This is a genomic window from Bradyrhizobium sp. CCGUVB23 (assembly GCF_024199885.1).
GTDB lineage: Bacteria > Pseudomonadota > Alphaproteobacteria > Rhizobiales > Xanthobacteraceae > Bradyrhizobium.
Window position 1 is genome coordinate 9701534 of sequence record NZ_JANADQ010000001.1, and the last position, 20799, is coordinate 9722332.

The window sequence follows — 20799 nt, forward strand, 5'->3', positions numbered from 1 at the left end:
CATGGGAGGACAACAAGATGAAGCTCGGATTAGCCTTTGCATTTCTCAGCGCGACGCTTCTGGCCGGAACGGCCTCGGCAGCGGACAAGAGATGGGACGGCGCGGACGACCTGCCGGTCAATCCGCTTGCCTGTGCGGCTGGCGAGGCCAACGCCGCGCCAGCGGCCAAGCCTTATGACGGCGGCCGGCCAACCAATGCGGCCGACAAGGCCGGCAAACCGATCACGCTGGTTGACGTGCCGAAGCTGATCGGCATCGGCTATTTCAACGCGACGTCGAAAGGCATGCAGGAGGCCGCCAAGGCGCTCGGCAATGTCACGGTGAAGACCGACGGCCCGACCGAAGCCAAGATCGACGAACAGATCAAGTTCATCGACAATTACATCACCAGCGGCGTCGACGGCATTCTCTTCGCTGCCAACGATCCGGTGGCGATCGCGCCGGTGCTTAAGAAGGCCCTGTCGAAAGGCATCCATGTCGTCGGTTACGACGCCAACTCGACGCCGGACGCGCGCGAATGGTTCGTCAACCAGGCCGAGTTCAACGGCATCGCCAAGTCGATGATCGACTCGATGGCCAACGAGGCCGGCGAAGACAAGAGCTTCGCGATCGTCACCTCGACGTTCACGACGCCGAACCAGGCACGCTGGATCGCCGAGATGTGGGCCTATGCGCAGAAGTGTCACCCCAAGCTGAAATGGCTGGAGACAGTCGAAGCGCAGGAGGACAACAACCTGTCCTTCAACCAGGCCACGACGCTGATCAACAAGCATGGCGACAAGCTTGCTGGCCTGTTCGGCATGACTTCGGTCGCGACGCCGGCTTCGGCGGAGGCCGTGACCAAGGCCAAGCTCTGCGGCAAGGTGGCGGTGGTCGGCCTTGCCACGCCGAATGCGATGAAGCCTTATGTCAACGCGGACTGCGTCAAGTCGGTCGTGCTGTGGAACCCGGTCGATCTCGGCTATGCCGCGACCTACGTGATGCGTGCCGTCGTCGACGGTACCCTGAAGCCCGGCGCGACCTCGGTGGACGCGGGCAAGCTCGGCAAGCTGAACGTGGTCAATGGCAGTGAGATCCTGCTTGGCTCGCCCTTCATCTTCACGAAGCAGAACATCAAGGACTTCGATTTCTGACTTAGGCTCGTCGCCTGGCCGCCGCAGAACGCGGCCGGGCGACGCACTTTCGGCCCTCGTTGTCATCGCCGTGACAAGCCGGCCATGACACGCGTGACGTTGCTTGTTGAGATGTAGCTTGACGATGAGCCAGACGGTCGCAGTCCTCGACATCGGCAAGACCAATGTAAAGCTTGCCTTGTTCGATGACGGCCGACTTCTCTGGGAAAAGTCGGCGCCCAACTGCATCCGGCCGGGCCCGCCCTATCCGCACGAAGATGTTGAGAACGCGTGGAACTTCTTTCTCGATGCGCTTCGTGAGGCCGCACGCTCGCATCAGATCAGTGCGATCGTTCCGACCGCGCATGGCGCTGCCGGCGCCTTGATCGGCGAGAGCGCGCTCGCCGCTCCGGTCATGGACTACGAATTCACGGGCGTAGAAGTGATCGAGCCCGACTATGCCAGCCTGCGGCCGCCCTTTTCGGAGAGCCTGTCGCCGAGACTGCCAGCCGGTCTCAATCTCGGCCGGCAGCTCGCCTATCAGAAGTGGCGCTGTCCGGACCTCTTTGCCGATGCGAGGTATTTCGTTGGCTACCCGCAATATTGGACCTGGCGCCTGAGCGGCATCGCTGTCTCTGAAATCACGACCCTCGGCGCCCATACCGACCTCTGGGCGCCGCGGCAGGGACAGATCTCGAGCCTCGTCAAAGCTCTCAGCGTCGACCACTTGCTGCCGCCGCTCCGCCGCGCCTTCGATCCGCTCGGTCCGATTCAGCCTGAAATCGCCGCCCTGACCGGGCTCGCGCCTGAAACGCGAGTCTTTTGCGGTATCCACGATTCCAACGCTTCACTTCTGCCCTACCTCGTCTCGCGCCAGGCGCCGTTCACCGTGTTGTCGACCGGGACCTGGGTGATCCTGATGAGCGTGGGCCTTTCACTCGATCAGCTCGATCCTCGCGACGACACGCTCGCCAACGTCGACGCGCTCGGCCGCCCCATCGCCTGCGGGCGCTTCATGGGCGGGCGTGAATACGCCGTCATCGCGGGCGGCGGCAATCCTGACCTTGACGCGATCGAACGCGTCGTCGCCTCGGGCGCGATGGCTCTGCCCTGCTTTTCCGGCCATGGCGGACCTTATGCGACGACCAAAGGCGTGATCCGCGGCGAAGTCGCAGCGCGCGATCGAACCGCGCTTGCGACGCTCTATTGCGCCCTGGTCAGCGATCTGATGCTGACGCGCATGGGAGCAACCAGCGGCGATCTCATCGTCGAAGGGACCTTCGCCGGCAATCTTCCCTTCTGTCAGACCGTCGGCGCGTTACGACCGACGCAGCGCGTCTTTGCAGCGGAAGACGCCGCAGGCACGGCGCGCGGTGCCGCAATGCTTGCGCAATGGCCGCCTTCCTACCCCATCGCGGCGCCGATGCCCGTCCCCGCAGCTCCGATCACCGGGCTTGACGCCTATCGTGGCGTTTGGACGGCGCAGATCGGCCTGATCGATCGCTAACCCCGATCGCTGCATTTGGCCTCTCGTGCCTTGATCTTCGCCTGGCGTAGCAGTTGGAATCGGTCGATGGGTCAATTGGCGGCCGCGCCGAAACCGGCCAAGCACTTGTCGCCGCCTCGAGAAGGCCGGCGTCGAGTTCATTCCGGAGAACGGGAGCGGTGCTGGCGTGCGATTGGCGAGGCGCAGCAGGCGATCGAAGTAAATTTCTTCTCCAGGTCGGGCAAATCAGTGATTTGTCAGGTGCTAGCCCGATCGTCGAAAGGGGAACCGGCCTCGCCCGCTTCCACCGCGCCCCGAAAATGTCGCGAAATACTGGATGTGTTGCATAGCATTCAGGCGGACCAATGGGACAGGCACCGGGTTACCGGCCGGAGATCGACGGGCTGCGCGCCGTTGCCGTATCGGCCGTTGTCTTCTTTCACGCCTATCCAGAGTACGTCCCCGGTGGGTTCATCGGAGTTGACGTCTTCTTTGTGATCTCTGGATATCTCATCTCCGGAATTATCTTCGATGAAGTCGCGCAAGGGTCATTCACGGTCACGCAGTTCTACACGCGGCGCATACGACGGCTTTTCCCCGCCCTTATCCTTGTTATGTCGACGGTTCTGTTGGCATCATGGTTTATATTGTTGCCGGATTCCTTTGTTCGCCTTGGAGCGCAAGTTGCCGCGAGCTCAGTATTCGCCGCGAACTTCTATTTTTGGTTTCAGTCAGGATATTTCAGCCCGGACACGCATACATTCCCGCTGCTCCACCTTTGGTCGCTTGGGGTAGAGGAGCAGTTCTACATCCTGTGGCCCCTCGCTGTATCGCTCCTTGCGGCCCCACGTCGATGGTGGACCGCGATATTGCTCGTCGGTGCGCTATCCTTCGGGGTTTCGGTCCTCCTCGATCACCATCGCGATCTGGATTTTTACTCTCCGATCACTAGAGCGTGGGAATTGATGGCCGGGGCAATCCTTGCGTGGCGCGAACGGCACGCGCCCCTCGCGCGCGTTGCCAATCCAGATGCTGTGGTTGCAATTGGGCTGGCCTTAGTGGTGGCGAGTTCTCTCTTGATCGATCAGAAGGCGGACTATCCGAGTTGGCGCGCAGCTTTGCCGGTCGCTGGGTCGATGCTGGTCATCGCGGGTGGCGCAAGAAGTCGTTTGGCTGCTCTCATGCTCTCTAATCGTGCCACGGTGCTTACCGGCAAGATAAGCTATCCGTTGTACCTGTGGCATTGGCCCGTCTTGGTGCTGTCTGCTGCCGTGAAGTTCCTGCCACTGACCTTGCTAGAGCGCGGCTTGGCCGTTGTTGCTTCCTATGCCCTCGCTTGGGCTACATTTGCCCTCATTGAGACGCCAATCCGTTTCGGAGCGTTGAGCAGCAAGAGAATTGGTCTGCTGGCCGGCGGCATGCTGGCGACAGCAATTGCCGGATTCGTGGTAGTCCAATCCGACGGTTTCTCCGGCCGCTTTCCACCTGAGTTGAGAGCGGCTGCAGCGGAGCGGCCAATCGCATGGCGATTCGGCCGATGTCTGCTGGACTTGGGATCTCAAACAGAGTTCGCCGATGAATGCTTCGAGCACGTTCGCCCGCTCTTATCCGTATGGGGTGATTCCACAGCTGGATCGCTGATGCCCGGGCTCCGAGTTCTCCAGTCGCGTCAGCCGTCCGGACTTGTTCAAGTTACCGCCAGCTCTTGTATGCCGCTCCTGAGCGGTCCGATTTCTGTCGCCTGCGCGGAAAACAATGGGCGTGTGAGACAAATCCTCAGCTCTATTCGACCCGACGTCGTCCTGCTGCACGCAAATGGCCCTCTCGACGTAAGCACGAGGACAGGCTGGAGCAACACGCTGGCTGCATTGAAACTGATCGGTCCAAGAATAATTGTATTAGGCCCGGTACCATCGTGGAAGCGCGGTTTACCGGAGCAGGCCCTAAGCTACTACATCACGCGCAGACAGTTACTGCCCGCACGATCTAGCAGTTTTGTGAACAACCTTTGGGATGACGAACAGGCCCGCATGTTCTTCACACAACAAGGTGCCGAATACATTTCGGCTTGGCAGGTATTTTGCAATGCCGATGGATGTCTCACACGTTTAAACGACCATTCTCCTGCGGCCATAGACAGCGTGCACCTCACTGAGGACGGCTCGATATTCCTCATCGATTCAATCGAGGGCAAGCTCCTCAAGGCCTTGCGACCAAGAGACAAGTGATGTCGCTCCTTCAAGGCTCAATGCGACGCTCCGCATGTCTCGCATCTCCTTATCCCCTCCCCAACTCCCCAAAATCCAGGCCGGATCGAACCGATGTAAGGACAATCGGGTGGGCGAAGCCAAGATCAAGAAGGCCCCACACTGCCCATTCTGGCTGATGATGCAGCAGCCGCGCTGAGCCCCTTTCGCCGCCTGCGCAGGGCCTCGAATACCCCCAGCAAAACACCCCTTTAGTCGAGGTCGAACAGTTGCGTCGCCTGATTTCCACCGGCTCCTCCTTCGAGAAGACCGCCGGCTACAGCGGCGCCGTGATCGACAGCGACTTCGCCGCCAGCACCACCGGTTACGACTACCCGACCATGACGAGATGCCAGTAACGACCGCAGACCAAGGCGGCCGGCTCGTCGCTTACGGCGAGCCAGGTCTGGCGCGGTTGTCCGGTATCGAGATCTACCGGCGCCCCTGGGCGCCTATGGCCGCGCATCAGACTCCGGCCGATTCTGCACACCAAGGGCAGCTTTGATCTGGCTCAATGGTCTGCTCCCGCTCAGGCGCCTGCTTCGAGATGGGCGGGAGCCGGAGGCGCAACATGACGCGCGACCGAACACGGATGATCCATTTGCTGTCCTGGATACTGGCCGCGGGCGGCTTGGTGGTCCTCATATCTGTTTTGTGGTGAGCCGGGGCAGCCCTTCGATGGTCTGATCATGGTTGGCCGAGGCACAAACGAACCTACAAGTCGGTCCTGCCAGATCTTCATGGGCCTGATACTCGCCCTGATATGGGCGCCCATACTCTGGTTCATGGTGAACCTGTTTCTAGCATTCCCTAAAGGATAGCCCGCCAGCGGCTGGCGGTTTCGCTTCCTGCGCGATCGGTGCGGGCTCGCAACGGTGCATTGTTTGCGCTCGGCCGCCGCGGCAGTGGCCTCGCGTGCTTGGACCAAAGGGCCCCGAAAGGACACGCTCCCAGGCTGGAATGCGAGGCTCCCCGCAAGGGACACAGCCGACAGATGCTCCCGGTGACCGGCCGGACACGGCGACGACCTGACCGCCACCCATGACACCTTCACGCAGTGGATTTTGTGTTTCTCGGATATGGACTGCCCCGGAACGAATGTTCACTTTTGGACTTAAGCCCTCAGTTGAAGGCGTTGAGCAATGGCCGAAAAGGACCAGAACCAGTTGCCTCTCAGCAGACACAGGATCAGAAGCGCAAGGATCGTCTCAGATTGCGATTCTTTGAGCTTAGAAGGAACGAGACCTTCGGAAGCAGATTGTAAATACGTTACCTGATCCCCGAGTGTCAGGGACCCGCGTGAATGGCCCCAGCTTTCCCCCCTGAGCTGGGGCCTGTTCTTTACTGTCCACCATGCCCGCAATTGAGAAGCGAAACTTCTGTAACGGTGAGGCTCTCAACAAATTCTGCTGCGTTATTACAATTCCCTCGTGCACCGGGGATCTAATTTTGATGCTCCCTCCGTGCAGTCACATAGCCGTTTTCGCGATGTTCGATCTCACGCACCTTGCGGGCATATGTCAGGTATTTGTTGATTAGATCATAGTCGTTGGGATTAAAACGGATTTGCTTTTCCATTGCGGCGAGATCTTCGCGCAGCGCGGCAGCGTCCAACATCGTAGTCCCTCCTTCGCAATGTACAAACGACGCCAATGGGAGCGGAGCTCTTGCTGCTAACTTGCCTAAGGAAGCGCTTCACCGCGAGTGACAAGCTCTGTCCTATGTCACCTGCACGTTTTAAGGAAGCCCGCCATTCGCGACGGGCTCAAGGCTAAGGGAGAAAGCGCCATGAAGGACGCCACAAGAGCCTACGACGAGTCGCGCGAATGCGGTGTGTCGCGATCGACACTGTGGACAACAAAGCACTGCTGTCATCTACCGACATACGGCGCAGACACACGCGGCCGTGCGCGTCCTTAACCTTCATCACTTACGGATTCGTGTTGTCGCGCAACTGCAGTTCCAGGAACGTCTCTCGTAGCCGAGCGGGATGGTCTGATGCTCGACCTGCGTACCCGCGCGGTTAGGGGCCGATAGAGGTTGGCGGCGGAAGCTCGTCACGCTACGCGATGCAGGCGAGTACATCGCCGCGCTGCCGAAGGCGGTGCATGATCGGCCAGAATGGCAGGCCGCCATGGAGGCGCTGATCCTGGTCGCAGAGCGAGGCAGCCCGACGATGTTCGCCCGCATCGGCATCATGCGCGCCTTGAACCGTGGGAGGTTGGCTCGATGTCGCGCCCGACATCGCAGCTACGAACCCTTGGACCGTCGTCGACGCGAAGCGATTTCCGTTTGGGAGCAGCGAACGCCCATAAGATGTTGAGCTAACTGTGTTGCGCAGCAACGTCGCCGTTCATGTCACAATTCCCGCATTGATTTATGTCAAAAGTGGTGCACGCATCACAAGTAAGAAGGGGCTAAAATACAACCCCCATTTGGGTGTCGCCGCGATCACCCTGCTCTGCTTTTGCGATCCGAAGCCAATTCCACGGATGCTGGCGCACTTATTGTCCGACAGGTAACGGCCTCTGTTTTTTTCAGGGGAGGATAGCAGTGGCGTGGAGTAGAGTATTTGATTTTACCGAACCGTCGGCGTGCTCCGCAGTCATTCGGTCTGCACAACTCGAACTGATCCCGACCGTGAGGGGACGTTTCCATGCCGAGATCACACAGATCGGCATGAACAGGCTCCTGGTTCATCGGTTCCATGTGTCCCTTCCTCAGGTCAACACTGTCGCGGTCAAGCCCGGGCGTAGATCGATCGGCTTTCTTTCCGAACCCGGTTCGTCACGATTCCTGCACTGTGGCGTCGAGATTTTGCCTGGCGACATCATAGTGAACCGGTCCGATGTCGTACATCAACGATCCGACGCCAACCTTCACTACGGAACAATGTCTCTTCCGATTGATGATCTGGATGCTGCTGCTGAGACAATAATCGGCCGTGAGTTTCCGAAAACGCGGCAAACGCAAATCGTTCGCCCACAGTCTGCACTGACGGTTCGACTGTTAAAGTTGCACAAGAGCGTCGGGCAGCTTGCCCATGATAATCCGCATATTCTTGAGTTGCCGCAAGTGCTTCGGTCGTTAGAGCATGAGCTCATTCATCTCATGGTGAGGTGCCTCGCCGAAGGCGCTGCCGTCGAGCCAAGCGCCGGGGGCCGTCGCCACGAGATCATCGTGGCACAGTTTGAAGAGTTCTTGGAAGCAAATCCCAGCCGGCCGCTTTATCTCGTCGAAATTTGCGCGGCGATCGGTGTTGCCGAGCGATCGCTTCGCGCCTCCTGCAAAGAGCATCTCGGCATGGGCCCAATCCGCTATCTCACCTTGCGCCGAATGCACCTCGTGCGGCGGGCGCTCCTGAGTTCAGATCCGTGGAAGGCGACTGTTACGCAGATCGTTACGGACCATGGCTTTTGGGAACTCGGGCGTTTCTCGGTTGCCTACAATCTGCTGTTCGGAGAGACACCCTCGTATACGCTGCGCCGTCCTGCGGAGCAGCCGGAAGTCCATCACGATCGTCCCTCATCGCTGGCAGTCACACACTTGCCGGTCGCTTGAGCCAGATACAGGGACCCCGGAAATGCCGTAGCCGGACCGGACTGCGATCGGCCTCAATCGTCCGCCTTCCCTTGCGGCGGAACAAGCGTCGGAGCGGCTAGAGCAGCCTCATCGAGCGCCTGGACGGGCACAGAAACGACGTTGGGCATTCCCCATGCCGTAGAGATTCGTATTTGGCGGGAAGCCCACACCAAAGTTTGCGTGAACACATTGCTGATGACCGCAGCGACGCGGCCGTCGCAATCGACCACCGGCGCTCCTGAAGCGCCGTGATCGATGACGAAGCGATTCTCGCCTTCATAGATTTCCAGGAGCGCCATGCTGTCGAGCTTCCCGCCATCTCCCAATCGAACGAACCGCCCTTCTACGAGGTGCGGGCGGCCGGCCGGATAGGCGAACGTCATGACCTGCTCCTCCGGCACGAGCGGCTTGCTCCGGATCGCAAAGCTCCGCGCGGTGGAAACGGGCTGTTGGAGTTCGATCACGGCCAGTTTTTCTGCGGCGTCTCCCGCCAGGCGCTGGATGCGCGCCCCGATCAACTGGGCGCCATCTTCGTCCCTGATCTCGAGCGGCCTCCACTCCTCTGTCGAGAGCTTCATCGCTCCGGCGACATGTTCGGCGGTGACGATCGTCGCCGGGGACAGGAACCAACCAGTGCCCCGGATGCCGACCACGTTGGGATGCGCGTCGCGCTCCGCGTCATCCCAATACCGCATGATGCTGACGGTCGAGTGTGCAAGCTGCGCGGGATCAATGCACGCTGCACTGACCCGAGTGCTTGCAAGAACAATGAAAAGAAAAAGCAACCGCCAAGCGGTATGTCGATGCATCGCAATGTCCCCTGTTCCCCAGACTGAGGGGAAGATGAACTCTGCGACGGGGCAATAGGAAAGATCGACTTATCCAGAAGGGCTCTCCGGAATCCGGGACGTTTCGCGCCGCACTGTCACGCATTTGTCACAGATGCTCCTGCTGGAATACAACCAGGAAGAATGGATTTTGGGGCCGCCTATGCGGAGAGCTTAGCCGGGCCAATGCCGCGGCAAACCGAACGTGACGCTGGCGGAGAGCGCGGTATCTCCATAAACCCGGCACATAGCTGCAACTCTAGCTTTAATCTCCGTTCAGTTTCGCGCTTTCTTTCTTGCTTGCTCCCTTCAAATTTGTCACGGGCGTTGTGCTTGCGCCTCATCTGAAGACAAACGGCGCGCAGCCTGACGAGATCACAGCTTGCCGGAATTGCATATTCGTCACATTCCACCCGCCGGACCGAACTTCCGAACCTGCATAGCCGAAGGCGGTCAGTTGCCTGATACTCCTGCGTGCGGTGAGACCCGTAATTCAACTGGTCGCAAGAACTGTCCGCCGGTCCAACGGGACGGGACACATGGCAGAGACTTGCATACTTACCTTTGGCGATCCCGATAGTTACTCAGCCGGATTCGCCGATGCATGTATCAATCTCACGATAACAGGTGCCGGCGATTTCAAGGCACGGCTGACACGGCTGAAATTGAAGGATCTGGAAGTCTCTCTGTGTTGCGAGAACCTTCCGCGCTTTGCCTGTGTCTCGCTACCCACGGAGCGAACGTTCCTGTCGTTTCCAGTGGATGCGGACTCTCTCATATCCGACGGATTTACTTTGCGTAGCGGCGACGTCGTTTTGCACGGTCGTGGCCGCCCCACGCATCAACAAACCAACGGCGCATGCCAATGGGGTTTGATCGCGCTATCTCCTGGGGTACTTGGGAGTTGCAGCAAGGCATTGACGGGTCGGACGATTACGCCGCCGCACACAAGCAAGATACTCCGCCCGGCGCCGGCGGAGGCATTGAGATTCCAGCGTCTTTTTGCGAAAGCCTGCCGCCTTGCGGAAAGGCAAAAACTGGCTCCCGAGGCGGCAAGAGCGCTGGAGCGGGAACTACTTCACGCGACGATCAATTGCCTGGCCGCCAACGAGACGGGCGACAATCCCAAGACTAGACTCCATCACGGCGCAGTGATCGCTCGTTTCGAAGAAGCGATAAGCAAACGCTTCGACCAAAAGCTAAGCATGTCCGCGCTTTGTGCAGAGATCGGCGTGCCAGAGCGAACACTGCGCATGTGCTGCACTGAATTTTTTGGCGTAAGCCCCACGCGATATCTCTTATTGCGACGATTGAACAAGGCTCGCGCCGCGTTGCGACGTGCCGATCCTTCGACAACGAGCGTGTCGGAAGTCGCCCGAAATCATCAGTTCCTCGAACTTGGGCGGTTCGCGGTGACGTATCGCATCACCTTCGGTGAATCGCCTTCGGTCACACTGCAGCAGGCTCCGCAAAGTTAGGAGCAAGCTGCCGAAATCGCATAGCGCACCCACGGCGCTTCGGCGAATTTTCCAGTCGCGAGAGCGTCGACCGAATGCGCGGGGCACGATCCCGCATGGATAAAGAGCAAAGGCGCGGTCGGCGGGTGGAGGTGGGCGAAGGCTGCGGCCCGCGCTTCAGCTTCAGCAGCCCGACATCAAGGGAAGCAACCATGAGCATGTTCAGAACAATCTGGGGCGCTCTTGTCGTGTTGTGTACCACCACGACAATGGCGAGCATTCCTGCCTCCGCCCAGCAGGGACAAAAGCCCAACATCCTCTTCATCATGGGCGACGACATCGGATGGATGCAGCCGAGCATCTATCATCGCGGGTTGATGGTTGGCGAGACGCCGAACATCGATCGCATCGGTAACGAAGGTGCGATGTTCGTGGACTACGTCGCCATGCAGAGCTGCACCTCCGGTCGCAACGCGTTCTTCACCGGCATGTATCCGCTGCGCACCGGCATGATCCCGCCGCAGCTCCCGGGGAGCCCGTCTTACCTGCGGCCCGGCACGCCTGCGCTCGCCCAGTTCCTGCTCGATCTCGGCTACAACACGGGCGAGTTCGGCAAGAACCATCTCGGCGACCACACCGAGGCCCTGCCGACCGCTCACGGCTTCCAGGAATACTGGGGCTATCTGTACCACCTCGATGCGATGCAGCAGGTCAGTTTCCCTGACATCAACAAGACTCCGCTCCAACAGACGGTTGCGCCGCCGTGCAAGAACACGCCGATTCCCGGCGTGCCGGAAGTGCCCGGCGCAGTCGATCCCAAGACCACGCTGTGTCTGACGCCCCCGCGCAACGTCCTCTGGTGCAAATCTCCGGACGGCACGGCCAAGAGCCAGATGTGCAGCGATGAGGGCCCGTTGACGCTCGACCGCTCGAGGACGGTGGACGAGGAGATCTCGGAGAAGGTCGTCGACTTCCTCGACCGCAACGATCCGAAGAAGACCAATAAGCCCTTCTTCGTCTGGTACAACCCGGCGCGCATGCACGTCGTCACCGTACTGCCGCCGAAGTACGAGGCCATGGTGGGCGAGCGCGGCGGTAAGGACTGGGGCGTCAACGAAGCCGGCATGAAGCAGATGGACGACAACATCGGTGTCGTGCTCAAGAAACTGGACGACATGGGCCAGGCCGACAATACCATCGTTGTGTTCACCACCGACAACGGCGCCGAGGCGATCTCCTTCCCGGACGGCGGCGTGACACCGTTCAAGGGCCAGAAGGGCGAAGCCTGGGAAGGCGGCTACCGCGCACCGATGGTGATCAAGTGGCCAGGCGTCATCAAGCCGGGCACGGTGAAGAACCAGCTCTTCGCGGCGCTCGACTGGGTGCCCACCTTGGTCAATATTGCCGGTGGACCCAAGGGCGACGAGTTGAAGCAGCAGATCGAGGCAGGGAAGTACCCCGGCATCGTCAAGACGACCCTCGACGGCTTCGACCAGCGCGACTACCTCGAAGGCAAGTCGGACAAGTCGGCTCGAGACCACTTCTTCTATTTCTCGGGCGCGACGCCGTCCGCGGTGCGCTACAAGAACTGGAAGATGTACTACACCATGTCGCAGCCGGGGCCGGCTGGCTGGATCATGCCGCTGATCCCGTTCCACTTCACGCTCGTCCAGAACATCAAGCGCGATCCGTTCGAGCAGGCGGTCGGCATCGACCAGAAGACGGCGATGAGCTTGGGCGGGGCGCTCGGCTCCCCGGCGACCGCCTTCCAGTACGATTGGAACATGCTGCCAATCGGTCAGCGGCTGTGGCTGGCGCACCTGACGAGTTACGAGAAGTTCCCGCCGCTGCAGGCGCCGGAGAGCTACAACCTCAGCCAGGTGCTGGACGAGGTCAAGAAGGCCAATGCCAGTGGAGCGAGCGACTAGCTGCGCAAAGCGCCATGATGTGATCGGGCGCGCCCCGACCGAGCCCGATCACGACCACTGAAGTGATGAAGCTTTCCAGCACGAGTGACGCGAGCTCTATTGGATCAAGAATCCAATAGAGCTCGCAGATCTGTTGAGCCGGCTCCGAGCCGGGTTTGGAGGATTGATCATGTGCAATCCGAAAAACACATTCCTCAGGTTGCTCGCGGTTCTTGTAGCTGCAACCGCAATCCTTGCACCGGCATCTGCACAGCAGCCGCAGAAACCTAATATCCTCGTCATCATGGCCGATGACATCGGGTACTGGAACATCAGCGCCTATAACCGGGGACAGATGGGCTATCGCACGCCCAACATCGATCGTATCGCCAACGAGGGCGCGATCTTCACCGACTATTATGGTCAGCAATCCTGCACTGCCGGGCGCGCCGCATTCATTACCGGACAAAGCCCGCTGCGCACGGGACTTTTAAAGGTTGGCCTGCCCGGGGCGAAAGAGGGATTATCCGACAAGGATCCGACGATTGCCGAATTGCTCAAGCCACAGGGCTATGCGACGGGACAATTTGGCAAGAACCATCTTGGCGATCGCAACGAATTCCTGCCGACCGTACATGGCTTCGATGAGTTTTTCGGCAACCTCTATCATCTCAATGCCGAGGATGAACCGGAGCACGCAGACTATCCGAAGAACCCGGCGTTCAGGGCGCAGTTCGGTCCGCGCGGCGTCCTAAAATGCATTGCAACGACCACCGACACGCCGGGTGACGATCCACGCTTTGGTCCCTGGGGCAAACAAAAATGCGAAGATACCGGGCCGCTCACCAAGAAGCGCATGGAAACAGTCGACGAGGAGTTCATCAAGGCCTCCACTGATTTCATCGAACGCGCCAACCGCGACGGAAAGCCGTTCTTCGTCTGGTTCAATCCGACCCGGATGCACATCTGGACCCGGCTAAAGCCGGAGTCACAAGGCAAGACCGGCTTGGGCCTCTATCCGGACGGCATGGTCGAGCATGACGGGCAGGTCGGACAGCTATTGAAGAAGCTCGACGACCTCGGCATCGCCAACAACACGATCGTGATCTACACCACCGATAACGGCGCCGAAACATTCTCCTGGCCCGACGGCGGCGCAACCCCCTTCCGGGGCGAGAAGAACACCAATTGGGAAGGCGGCTATCGTGTGCCTGCGATGGTGCGATGGCCTGGACTGGTCCCTCCCCGCAGCGAGATCAACGATATCTTCTCTGCCGAGGATTGGGCGACCACGCTGGTCGCCGCGGCCGGCGAACCCGATATCCAAAACAAGCTGTTGCAGGGCTATGACGCGGCGGGCAGAAATTTCAAGGTTCACCTCGATGGATACGACCAGCGCGATCTGCTCGCAGGCAAGGGCGCGGACAAGCGCCGCGAGTTCTTCTACTGGACCGACGACGGCAACTTGGCCGGCTTGCGCTACGATCAGTGGAAGGCGGTGTTTTTAGAGCAGCGTGCCCACGGTCTCGATGTCTGGGCGGAGCCTCTGCAGCAGCTGCGGTTACCCAGATTGCTTAACCTGCGATCCGATCCTTTCGAGCGGTCGCAGCACGAATCGGGCGACTACGTGCGATGGTTCATTGAACACGCCTTCCTGCTTGTGCCGGCGCAGGCGATCGTGGCGCAACATATCGCAAGCTTCCGCGAATTCCCCCCGCGCCAGCGGCCCGGCAGCTTCTCGGTCGAGCAGGCGATGGAAAAGCTGAGGCTCCCCCCATCGACGAATTAGGAGGTGACTTTGCTCTCTCTCCTGCACTATCGCACGAACCGTCGCCTTCTGGTTTCGATCTTGACGATGTTGCCCGCCTTATCCGGACCGCTCCCGACGGAGCCGGCATTGGCGCAGACAAACCCATCCGGGAGCCCATTGCCTGGAAATACAGTCAAGGACATGCTGGCAGCACAGATCCGGACTCAAGGCGTTGCGTGCGAACAACCCAAGCGCGCGATACGAGACGCGAAGCGATCAAGACCGGACTACGAGGTTTGGGTTTTGCAATGCAGCAACGCCACGTACAGGATCAGTCGCTACCCCGACATGGCAGCGAAGGTGGAGCAACTGAGATAGCGCTCCCCGCATGGCGCCGGGGCCGCGCTCGCAAACCGTATGCGGATTATGACCAATGTCTAGTTTGGGACGGCTACGGCTGGGTGAACGGCTGCTATCAAGGCTATGGCTACGGGTGGTGAGAAAAGGGATCGCTTGGCACGCGTCATATTCACCTTGGCACCGCGGAACATGGAGCCTTCTGACCGGAATGCTCTGAATTGCCGAATTTGCATAGCCCGCACCGAATCCTTTGATCAATCTACCCTTCTAAAGGGTCGGCGAGGTCTAGCGAGTAGGGCCAGTGGCGCGCAAGAAGGGACGAACCGGCAACCGCGACGAGCCGTCAGAGCGCGCCGCCCCATCGAGGCCAGCCGCGGACGCTCGGAACGAAGCTGTCAGCGCCCAACCCCATCGCTCTCGGACATCGAAGCTGCGGATTGCAGTGTTTGCGTCAATTGCAGCGATCGCGATAGGTAGCCTGGGCGTCTTCCTCCTCGGCGAGGAAAGAGCCGGCTTGCCCGAGACGCTACATCGCACGAGTGCGGCCACTGCTCCCGCCTTCGTCGGCAGCGAAGCCTGCGGCGAATGTCACAAGACTGAAGCAGCGTTGTGGGCCGGGTCCCAGCACCGGCACGCCATGCAGCACGCCAGTGCCGCCTCCGTGCTCGGTGACTTCAACGATGCGAGCTTTGATTACTACGGCGTCCATTCCCGCTTCTTCAAAACAGGGAACAAATTTTTCGTCGAGACCGACGGCGCCGACGGCAAGCTTGCGACCTTCGAGGCGAAATATACCTTCGGAATCGCCCCCCTCCAGCAATATCTGGTCGAATTTCCGGATGGCCGCATACAGGCACTTTCAATCGCCTGGGACAACCGGCCGAAGGACCAGGGCGGCCAACGCTGGTTTCATCTCTATCCAAATGAAGCGATCAAACACGACGACGTGTTGCATTGGACCAAGCTCAATCAAAACTGGAATTTCATGTGCGCCGAGTGCCATTCGACCGGCGTGCAAAAGAACTACGACACGGCCAACGACCGGTTCCACACCAACTGGGCGGAGATCAGCGTCGGCTGCGAGGCGTGCCACGGCAAGGGCTCACGACACGTCAACTGGGCATACAGTCAGCGGAGCTGGTGGCCATTCGGGCGGGATAAAGACCCTCTGAAGGGCCTTGCCGTGTTTCTCGACGAGCGGGACGGCGTGATTTGGAACCGCGATCCCAAGACCGGCAATCCGCAACGCAACGTCTCCCCTGCTGCGATACGCCGGGAAGTCGAGACCTGCGGCTTGTGTCATGCGCGACGGGCACAATTTTCCGAGGACTGGATACCAGGGCGGCCATTATCCGACACGCACCAGGTCTCCAATCTGGCCCGCGGCCTCTATCACGCCGACGGGCAGATGCTCGACGAAGTCTACAACTACGGCTCGTTCAAGCAGAGCAAGATGTTTGCAGCTGGCGTCACCTGCAGCGATTGCCACGAGCCGCACGCCGCCAAATTGCGCGCGTCCGACGATGGCGTGTGCTTGCAGTGCCACGCTTCAGACAGCTATGAGGTTGCATCCCATACCCACCACAGTGACGTGACACCAAAAGTCACCTGTGCGTCCTGCCATATGCCGGTCAGCACCTATATGGTGGTTGACAAGCGGCATGATCACAGCCTTCGAATTCCCAGGCCGGATCTTTCCGTGAAACTTGGCACGCCGAACGCCTGCAACAATTGTCACGTCGACAAATCCGCACAATGGGCGACCGATGCAGTCGAGCGCTGGCATGGGCCGGGTCGAAAAGGTTTCCAGAATTACGCTGAGGCCTTCCAGGCTTCTTGGACTGATCGTAGCGACGCGGCCGCTCTGCTGGCGTTCGTTGCAGCTAGCCCCACAATGCCGGCGATCGCGCGAGCAAGCGCTTTGAGCGAACTTCGATCCCGGGTCTCGCCCGCTAATATCGAGCTTGCCCGCAAGGGCTTGGCCGATCCTGATCCGATGGTTCGGATTGGTGCCCTCGAGATGCTCGACGGCCTTCCAGGCGACCGGCTCTGGCCCCTGGTCTCACCCCTGCTCTCCGATTCAAGCCGTGGCGTTCGTATCAGGGCAGTGTCGGTGCTGGCTGCGGTGCCCGCTGCCAACCAGCCCGTCTCCGATCGTGCGGCTTACGAGACGGCAACAGCCGAGTTCATCGCCGCGCAACGTTTCAACGCTGATCGACCTGAAGCTCGCTCAGCGCTCGGAAACTTCTTCGTCAGTCGCGGACTCACCACCGACGCAGAGAGCGAATACAAGAGCGCACTGCGCCTTAGCGCGCAATATGCGCCTGCCGCGATCAATCTCGCAGATTTGTACCGACGACTTGGCCGTGAGGGTGACGGAGCGAGCGTGCTGAGGACAGCCATCGTATCGTCCCCCCGGGACGCAGGACTGCACCATGCGCTCGGGCTCACCCTGACGCGACAGAAGTTGCCGGATGATGCACTCAGCGAGTTCCGCGAAGCGACCGAGCTGGAACCTGAGCGGGCGCGCTACGCCTATGTATACGCCGTGGCGCTGCATTCATCGGGCCGCATCAATGAGTCGATGACGGTTCTGAAGGAAAACCTGGCCCGGCATCCCGAAGATCGCGATACCCTGTTGGCCCTGGCGACCTTCAGCCGTGACTCCGGAGATCTAGGTACCGCACTCGACTATCTCGAGCGACTCTCCCGTCTCGCGCCAAACGACCGCAACCTGACTCGTCTAATCGACGACCTCCGCGCACGTTTGAAACAATAGCCATCGATACGTGACTATGGGCTGAATGCACTGCTGATGCCGTGCCAGTCTGGTCCTTTGGGGCTATCATCGTGGGAGGCGGCATCGTGAGTGGCGGTTCTGTACGCCTAGGCGGGCAGCAGAACTAGGCCAGCACCACCTAGGCGGTGGCGCGCCCACCAGAATGATCCACCATTTTCGCCCACTGATTTCGTCGGCAGTACGCTTGGCAGCTGCCTTGCTCAGCCCTCATTCAACAACACTTCGCACCATGGCCTCTCGACCTTTTCGACGGTCGAGCGACGCTGTGGGAAAATGGCAGGGTTGTGCGCGGCAACTGTGACACCCGAGACACAGTCTCGAACAAACAGCAGGAGGCCGGGAGGCTTGCCGATTTGGCATAGACGCAGACCCCCGGTACCGGACTATGTTGACGCCGTGGGCATATTCTTGGGGACTTGGGAGAATTAGGGCTTAGAAGAATTAGGGGACTGACACATGCGGGATCTTGGATCGAGGTCAGCACTGCGTCTTTTTTGCATTGGATTACTTGCCGCTCTATTCGCGCTTCCAGTTCGAAGCGCTCTTGCCGATGAAGGCGGCGTCAGTTTTTGGATACCGGGATTCTTTGGCAGCCTCGCGGCCGTTCCCGCCCAGGCGCCCGGATGGTCCGTGACTTCGATCTATTATCATGACTCGGTTTCCGCCGGCGGTAACGTCGCTCTGGCGAGGGAGTTCCAGATTCGCAACGTTCCCGCGAATCTGACGGCCAGCTTCACCGGCAACGTCAATGCAAGCGTGAATGTTGACTTGATGGTCCCGACCTACACCTTCGCGACACCGGTCTTGGGTGCTCAGGTCTCTGTTGCTCTCTTAGGGCTCTACGGGGCCAATTCGACCTCGCTCGCGGGAACGCTCGCAGGAACATTGGCGGGGCCGCTCGGCGGCACTGTTCCATTCTCGCGCTCCGATGCCATCAACAGCACGGTCGTGGGATTTGGCGACCTGATCCCATTCTATGAAATGAAATGGAATGCCGGCGTCAACAACTACATGGTTTACGCCACCGGCGACATCCCGGTCGGCAGGTACGACTCGATGCGTCTTGCGAACCTAGGGATCGGGCACTGGGCTGCCGACGTCGGCGGCGGCTACACCTATTTCGACCAAAAGACCGGGCGGGAAGCTTCGGCGGTGCTCGGATTCACGTACAACTTCAAAAACCCTTCCACCCAATATCAAAACGGGGTGGACATGCATCTCGACTGGGGTGTGTCGCAATTCCTGACCAAGCAGTGGCAGGTCGGCCTTGTCGGTTACCTCTATCAGGAGTTGGGCTGCGACAGCGGCTCCGGTGATCGCGTCGGCTGCTTCCGCTCGCGGGTCGCCGGCGTCGGCCCGCAGCTCGGCTACATTTTTCCGCTCGGAGACAAGCTGCAGGGCTATCTCAACCTGAAGGCCTACGGCGAATTCGCCAATGAAAATCGGCCGGCGGGCTGGAACCTCTGGCTGACGTTCAATCTTTCGCCTGCGGCAGCAACGCCGCCGACGACGCCCTCGAGGCCAATTTTCACGAAATAGAATGGTCGGCTAGGCCGTCTCGGAGGTGAGCCAAAAAGAGTGCCCGATTGTCCCTGAGGGCACGGCGACCGAAATTTAGCACACGGGAGATCATGTCGTGAGAACGATGTTTTTCGGAAGCGTCGCACTCATTGCGATCGGCGTCAGCCTTGCCGCCAACGCCGCGGACATGGCGGTGAAGGCTCCACCCATCCCCGAACTACCCTACAATTGGTCAGGAACCTACGTTGGCGCGAATGTCGGTGGCGCGTGGACCAGCGGCAACCTGAACATTCCCAGCAACAATTTTTACGGCGGCCTCACTGAGTTTATTGCTGGCATTCAAGCGGGCTACAATTTTCAGGCGGGACACTTCTTGTTCGGCGTCGAAGGTGATTTCGACGGCGCGACGTTTGGCCACCCAGCACTGCCGACCCCAACACTCGGCTCGGTGAGCCAGAATTGGATCGGGACAATAGCTGGCCGCGCAGGCATCGTGGAGGATCGTTGGCTTGTCTTTGCAAAGGCGGGCGGCGGCTGGGTGCACAGCAATGCAGTATTGAACTTTCCCGGTGTCAGTTGGACCGGATCAACCACAAGTTCGGGTTGGCTTGCAGGGGCGGGCGTGGAATACGGCTTCAAATCGCATTGGACGATCAAGCTCGAGTACGACTATCTTGCACTGTCAAACTGGACGTCGCCCACTTTGCCGCCTATCCGGTTGAACCGTGACCTTCAGATGGTCAAGTTCGGGGCGAACTACAAGTTCGACAGCGGCCTTCCCGATACGGTCGCGCCGACAAGAACCGGCCATTCTGGCGAACCTTCCGAAGACGAAAGCCTGGCCCAAAAATCACAAAACCCGATCGCCGACATGGTCAGCGTTCCGTTCCAAAGCAACACGAACTTTAACGCGGGGCCATTCAACCGCACCCAGGAAGTGCTTAACATCCAGCCCGTCGTGCCGCTGCGCGTCAACGCAGACTGGAACGTGATCTCGCGCACCATCATGCCGGTGATCAGTCAGCCCAACCCGATATTTGACAGCAACACGAATGGAATTGGCGACATTACTCAGGAGTTCTTTTTGACACCCACCCATCCGGGCGCTCTTATCTGGGGTGTCGGTCCAGTCTTCACCGTTCCGTCAGCGACTGATCCGATCCTCGGCACCGGACGCGTATTGGCTGGCCCTACGGCCGTCTTCCTGACGACCCCGGGCCATTGGGTGATCGGCGTGCTGCTCAACAATCAGTGGTCGGTCGGCGGCAATCCGTTGCGGCCGAATGTGAATGAATTTCTTGCGCAGCCGTTTATCAACTACAACATGGCCCACGGGTGGTACTTGACAAGTTCACCGGTTATCACCGCAGACTGGCTGGCGGCACCGGATCAGCGGTGGATCGTCCCGATCGGGGGCGGCTTCGGCCGGATATTCAAAATTGGCGACCAACCGGTGAGCGCAAACATAGCCGGTTACTACAACGTCGTTCGTCCGACCAATTCGCCAAGCTGGCAACTGCGCGCTCAGCTCTCGCTGCTATTTCCGGAAAGATAGCGAACGCGAGCTATTCGCATCGCGACCCGCGGCAGGCTACGCCACCGCCATCTTCGGCAAGTGGCACCTCGGTATCGATCCACAGCGATTGCGGAGCACAACAAACTCGCGAACAGCCGGTCGATTCGGAGTTTTCACGGCCGGTGGCCGACGAGTGATCCGAGGGATCGCAGGCAAGCGACAGGGATGAGACCGC

Annotated in this window: 12 protein-coding genes and 1 pseudogene; 11 read left to right on the top strand and 2 right to left on the bottom strand. The window is 59.8% G+C overall.

Annotated features, from left to right (window positions below; all coding sequences use genetic code 11):
• Positions 1–17: 17 nt before the first annotated feature.
• From NLN62_RS45645 to NLN62_RS45660, 4 genes and pseudogenes are all read left to right on the top strand, one after another.
• Complete coding sequence (locus NLN62_RS45645) at positions 18–1133, top strand: substrate-binding domain-containing protein (RefSeq protein ID WP_027525964.1); 1116 nt, start codon at positions 18–20, stop codon at positions 1131–1133.
• A gap of 124 nt (positions 1134–1257) precedes the next feature.
• Positions 1258–2619, top strand: a complete 1362-nt coding sequence (locus NLN62_RS45650) for an FGGY-family carbohydrate kinase (RefSeq protein ID WP_254113078.1) — start codon at positions 1258–1260, stop codon at positions 2617–2619.
• Positions 2620–2963: 344 nt separating this feature from the next.
• Positions 2964–4826, top strand: a complete 1863-nt coding sequence (locus tag NLN62_RS45655) for an acyltransferase family protein (RefSeq protein WP_254113079.1) — start codon at positions 2964–2966, stop codon at positions 4824–4826.
• 248 nt (positions 4827–5074) lie between these two features.
• A pseudogene (locus tag NLN62_RS45660) lies at positions 5075–5191 on the top strand (RidA family protein); the annotation flags it as partial.
• 1096 nt (positions 5192–6287) lie between these two features.
• On the opposite strand, the gene NLN62_RS45670 reads toward NLN62_RS45660, so the two are convergent.
• Positions 6288–6461, bottom strand: coding sequence for a hypothetical protein (locus tag NLN62_RS45670; RefSeq protein WP_156944603.1), 174 nt, complete (start codon positions 6459–6461; stop codon positions 6288–6290).
• 936 nt (positions 6462–7397) lie between these two features.
• Here NLN62_RS45670 and NLN62_RS45680 point away from each other — a divergent pair.
• Positions 7398–8405, top strand: coding sequence for a helix-turn-helix domain-containing protein (locus NLN62_RS45680; RefSeq protein ID WP_254113080.1), 1008 nt, complete (start codon positions 7398–7400; stop codon positions 8403–8405).
• 53 nt (positions 8406–8458) lie between these two features.
• Here NLN62_RS45680 and NLN62_RS45685 read toward each other — a convergent pair whose 3' ends face one another.
• Positions 8459–9235 (bottom strand): serine protease, encoded by a 777-nt coding sequence (locus NLN62_RS45685; RefSeq protein ID WP_027525969.1) that lies wholly within the window; start codon positions 9233–9235, stop codon positions 8459–8461.
• A gap of 557 nt (positions 9236–9792) precedes the next feature.
• On the opposite strand from NLN62_RS45685, the gene NLN62_RS45690 reads away from it, so the two are divergent.
• The 6 genes from NLN62_RS45690 (at position 9793) to NLN62_RS45715 (ending at position 20603) form a co-directional block, all read left to right on the top strand.
• Positions 9793–10731, top strand: coding sequence for a helix-turn-helix transcriptional regulator (locus NLN62_RS45690; RefSeq protein WP_254113081.1), 939 nt, complete (start codon positions 9793–9795; stop codon positions 10729–10731).
• A gap of 248 nt (positions 10732–10979) precedes the next feature.
• Complete coding sequence (locus tag NLN62_RS45695; protein WP_035663905.1) at positions 10980–12638, top strand: arylsulfatase; 1659 nt, start codon at positions 10980–10982, stop codon at positions 12636–12638.
• A gap of 169 nt (positions 12639–12807) precedes the next feature.
• On the top strand, positions 12808–14406 hold the full coding sequence (locus tag NLN62_RS45700; protein WP_254113082.1) for an arylsulfatase: 1599 nt from the start codon (positions 12808–12810) through the stop codon (positions 14404–14406).
• Positions 14407–15364: 958 nt separating this feature from the next.
• The gene (locus NLN62_RS45705) at positions 15365–17506 is read left to right on the top strand and encodes a multiheme c-type cytochrome (protein ID WP_254113869.1); all 2142 of its coding nucleotides are present in this window, start codon (positions 15365–15367) and stop codon (positions 17504–17506) included.
• A gap of 477 nt (positions 17507–17983) precedes the next feature.
• Complete coding sequence (locus NLN62_RS45710) at positions 17984–19066, top strand: transporter (RefSeq protein WP_254113083.1); 1083 nt, start codon at positions 17984–17986, stop codon at positions 19064–19066.
• Positions 19067–19172: 106 nt separating this feature from the next.
• Complete coding sequence (locus NLN62_RS45715; RefSeq protein ID WP_254113870.1) at positions 19173–20603, top strand: outer membrane protein; 1431 nt, start codon at positions 19173–19175, stop codon at positions 20601–20603.
• Positions 20604–20799 lie beyond the last annotated feature (196 nt).

Excerpts from the sequence above, each read along its gene's own strand:
- NLN62_RS45645 (WP_027525964.1), top strand. The coding sequence starts at position 18 with ATGAAGCTCGGATTAGCCTTTGCATTTCTCAGCGCGACGCTTCTGGCC.
- NLN62_RS45650 (WP_254113078.1), top strand. The coding sequence starts at position 1,258 with ATGAGCCAGACGGTCGCAGTCCTCGACATCGGCAAGACCAATGTAAAG.
- NLN62_RS45655 (WP_254113079.1), top strand. The coding sequence starts at position 2,964 with ATGGGACAGGCACCGGGTTACCGGCCGGAGATCGACGGGCTGCGCGCC.
- NLN62_RS45670 (WP_156944603.1), bottom strand. The coding sequence starts at position 6,461 with ATGTTGGACGCTGCCGCGCTGCGCGAAGATCTCGCCGCAATGGAAAAG.
- NLN62_RS45685 (WP_027525969.1), bottom strand. The coding sequence starts at position 9,235 with ATGCATCGACATACCGCTTGGCGGTTGCTTTTTCTTTTCATTGTTCTT.
- NLN62_RS45690 (WP_254113081.1), top strand. The coding sequence starts at position 9,793 with ATGGCAGAGACTTGCATACTTACCTTTGGCGATCCCGATAGTTACTCA.
- NLN62_RS45695 (WP_035663905.1), top strand. The coding sequence starts at position 10,980 with ATGGCGAGCATTCCTGCCTCCGCCCAGCAGGGACAAAAGCCCAACATC.
- NLN62_RS45700 (WP_254113082.1), top strand. The coding sequence starts at position 12,808 with ATGTGCAATCCGAAAAACACATTCCTCAGGTTGCTCGCGGTTCTTGTA.
- NLN62_RS45705 (WP_254113869.1), top strand. The coding sequence starts at position 15,365 with ATGCAGCACGCCAGTGCCGCCTCCGTGCTCGGTGACTTCAACGATGCG.
- NLN62_RS45710 (WP_254113083.1), top strand. The coding sequence starts at position 17,984 with ATGCGGGATCTTGGATCGAGGTCAGCACTGCGTCTTTTTTGCATTGGA.
- NLN62_RS45715 (WP_254113870.1), top strand. The coding sequence starts at position 19,173 with ATGTTTTTCGGAAGCGTCGCACTCATTGCGATCGGCGTCAGCCTTGCC.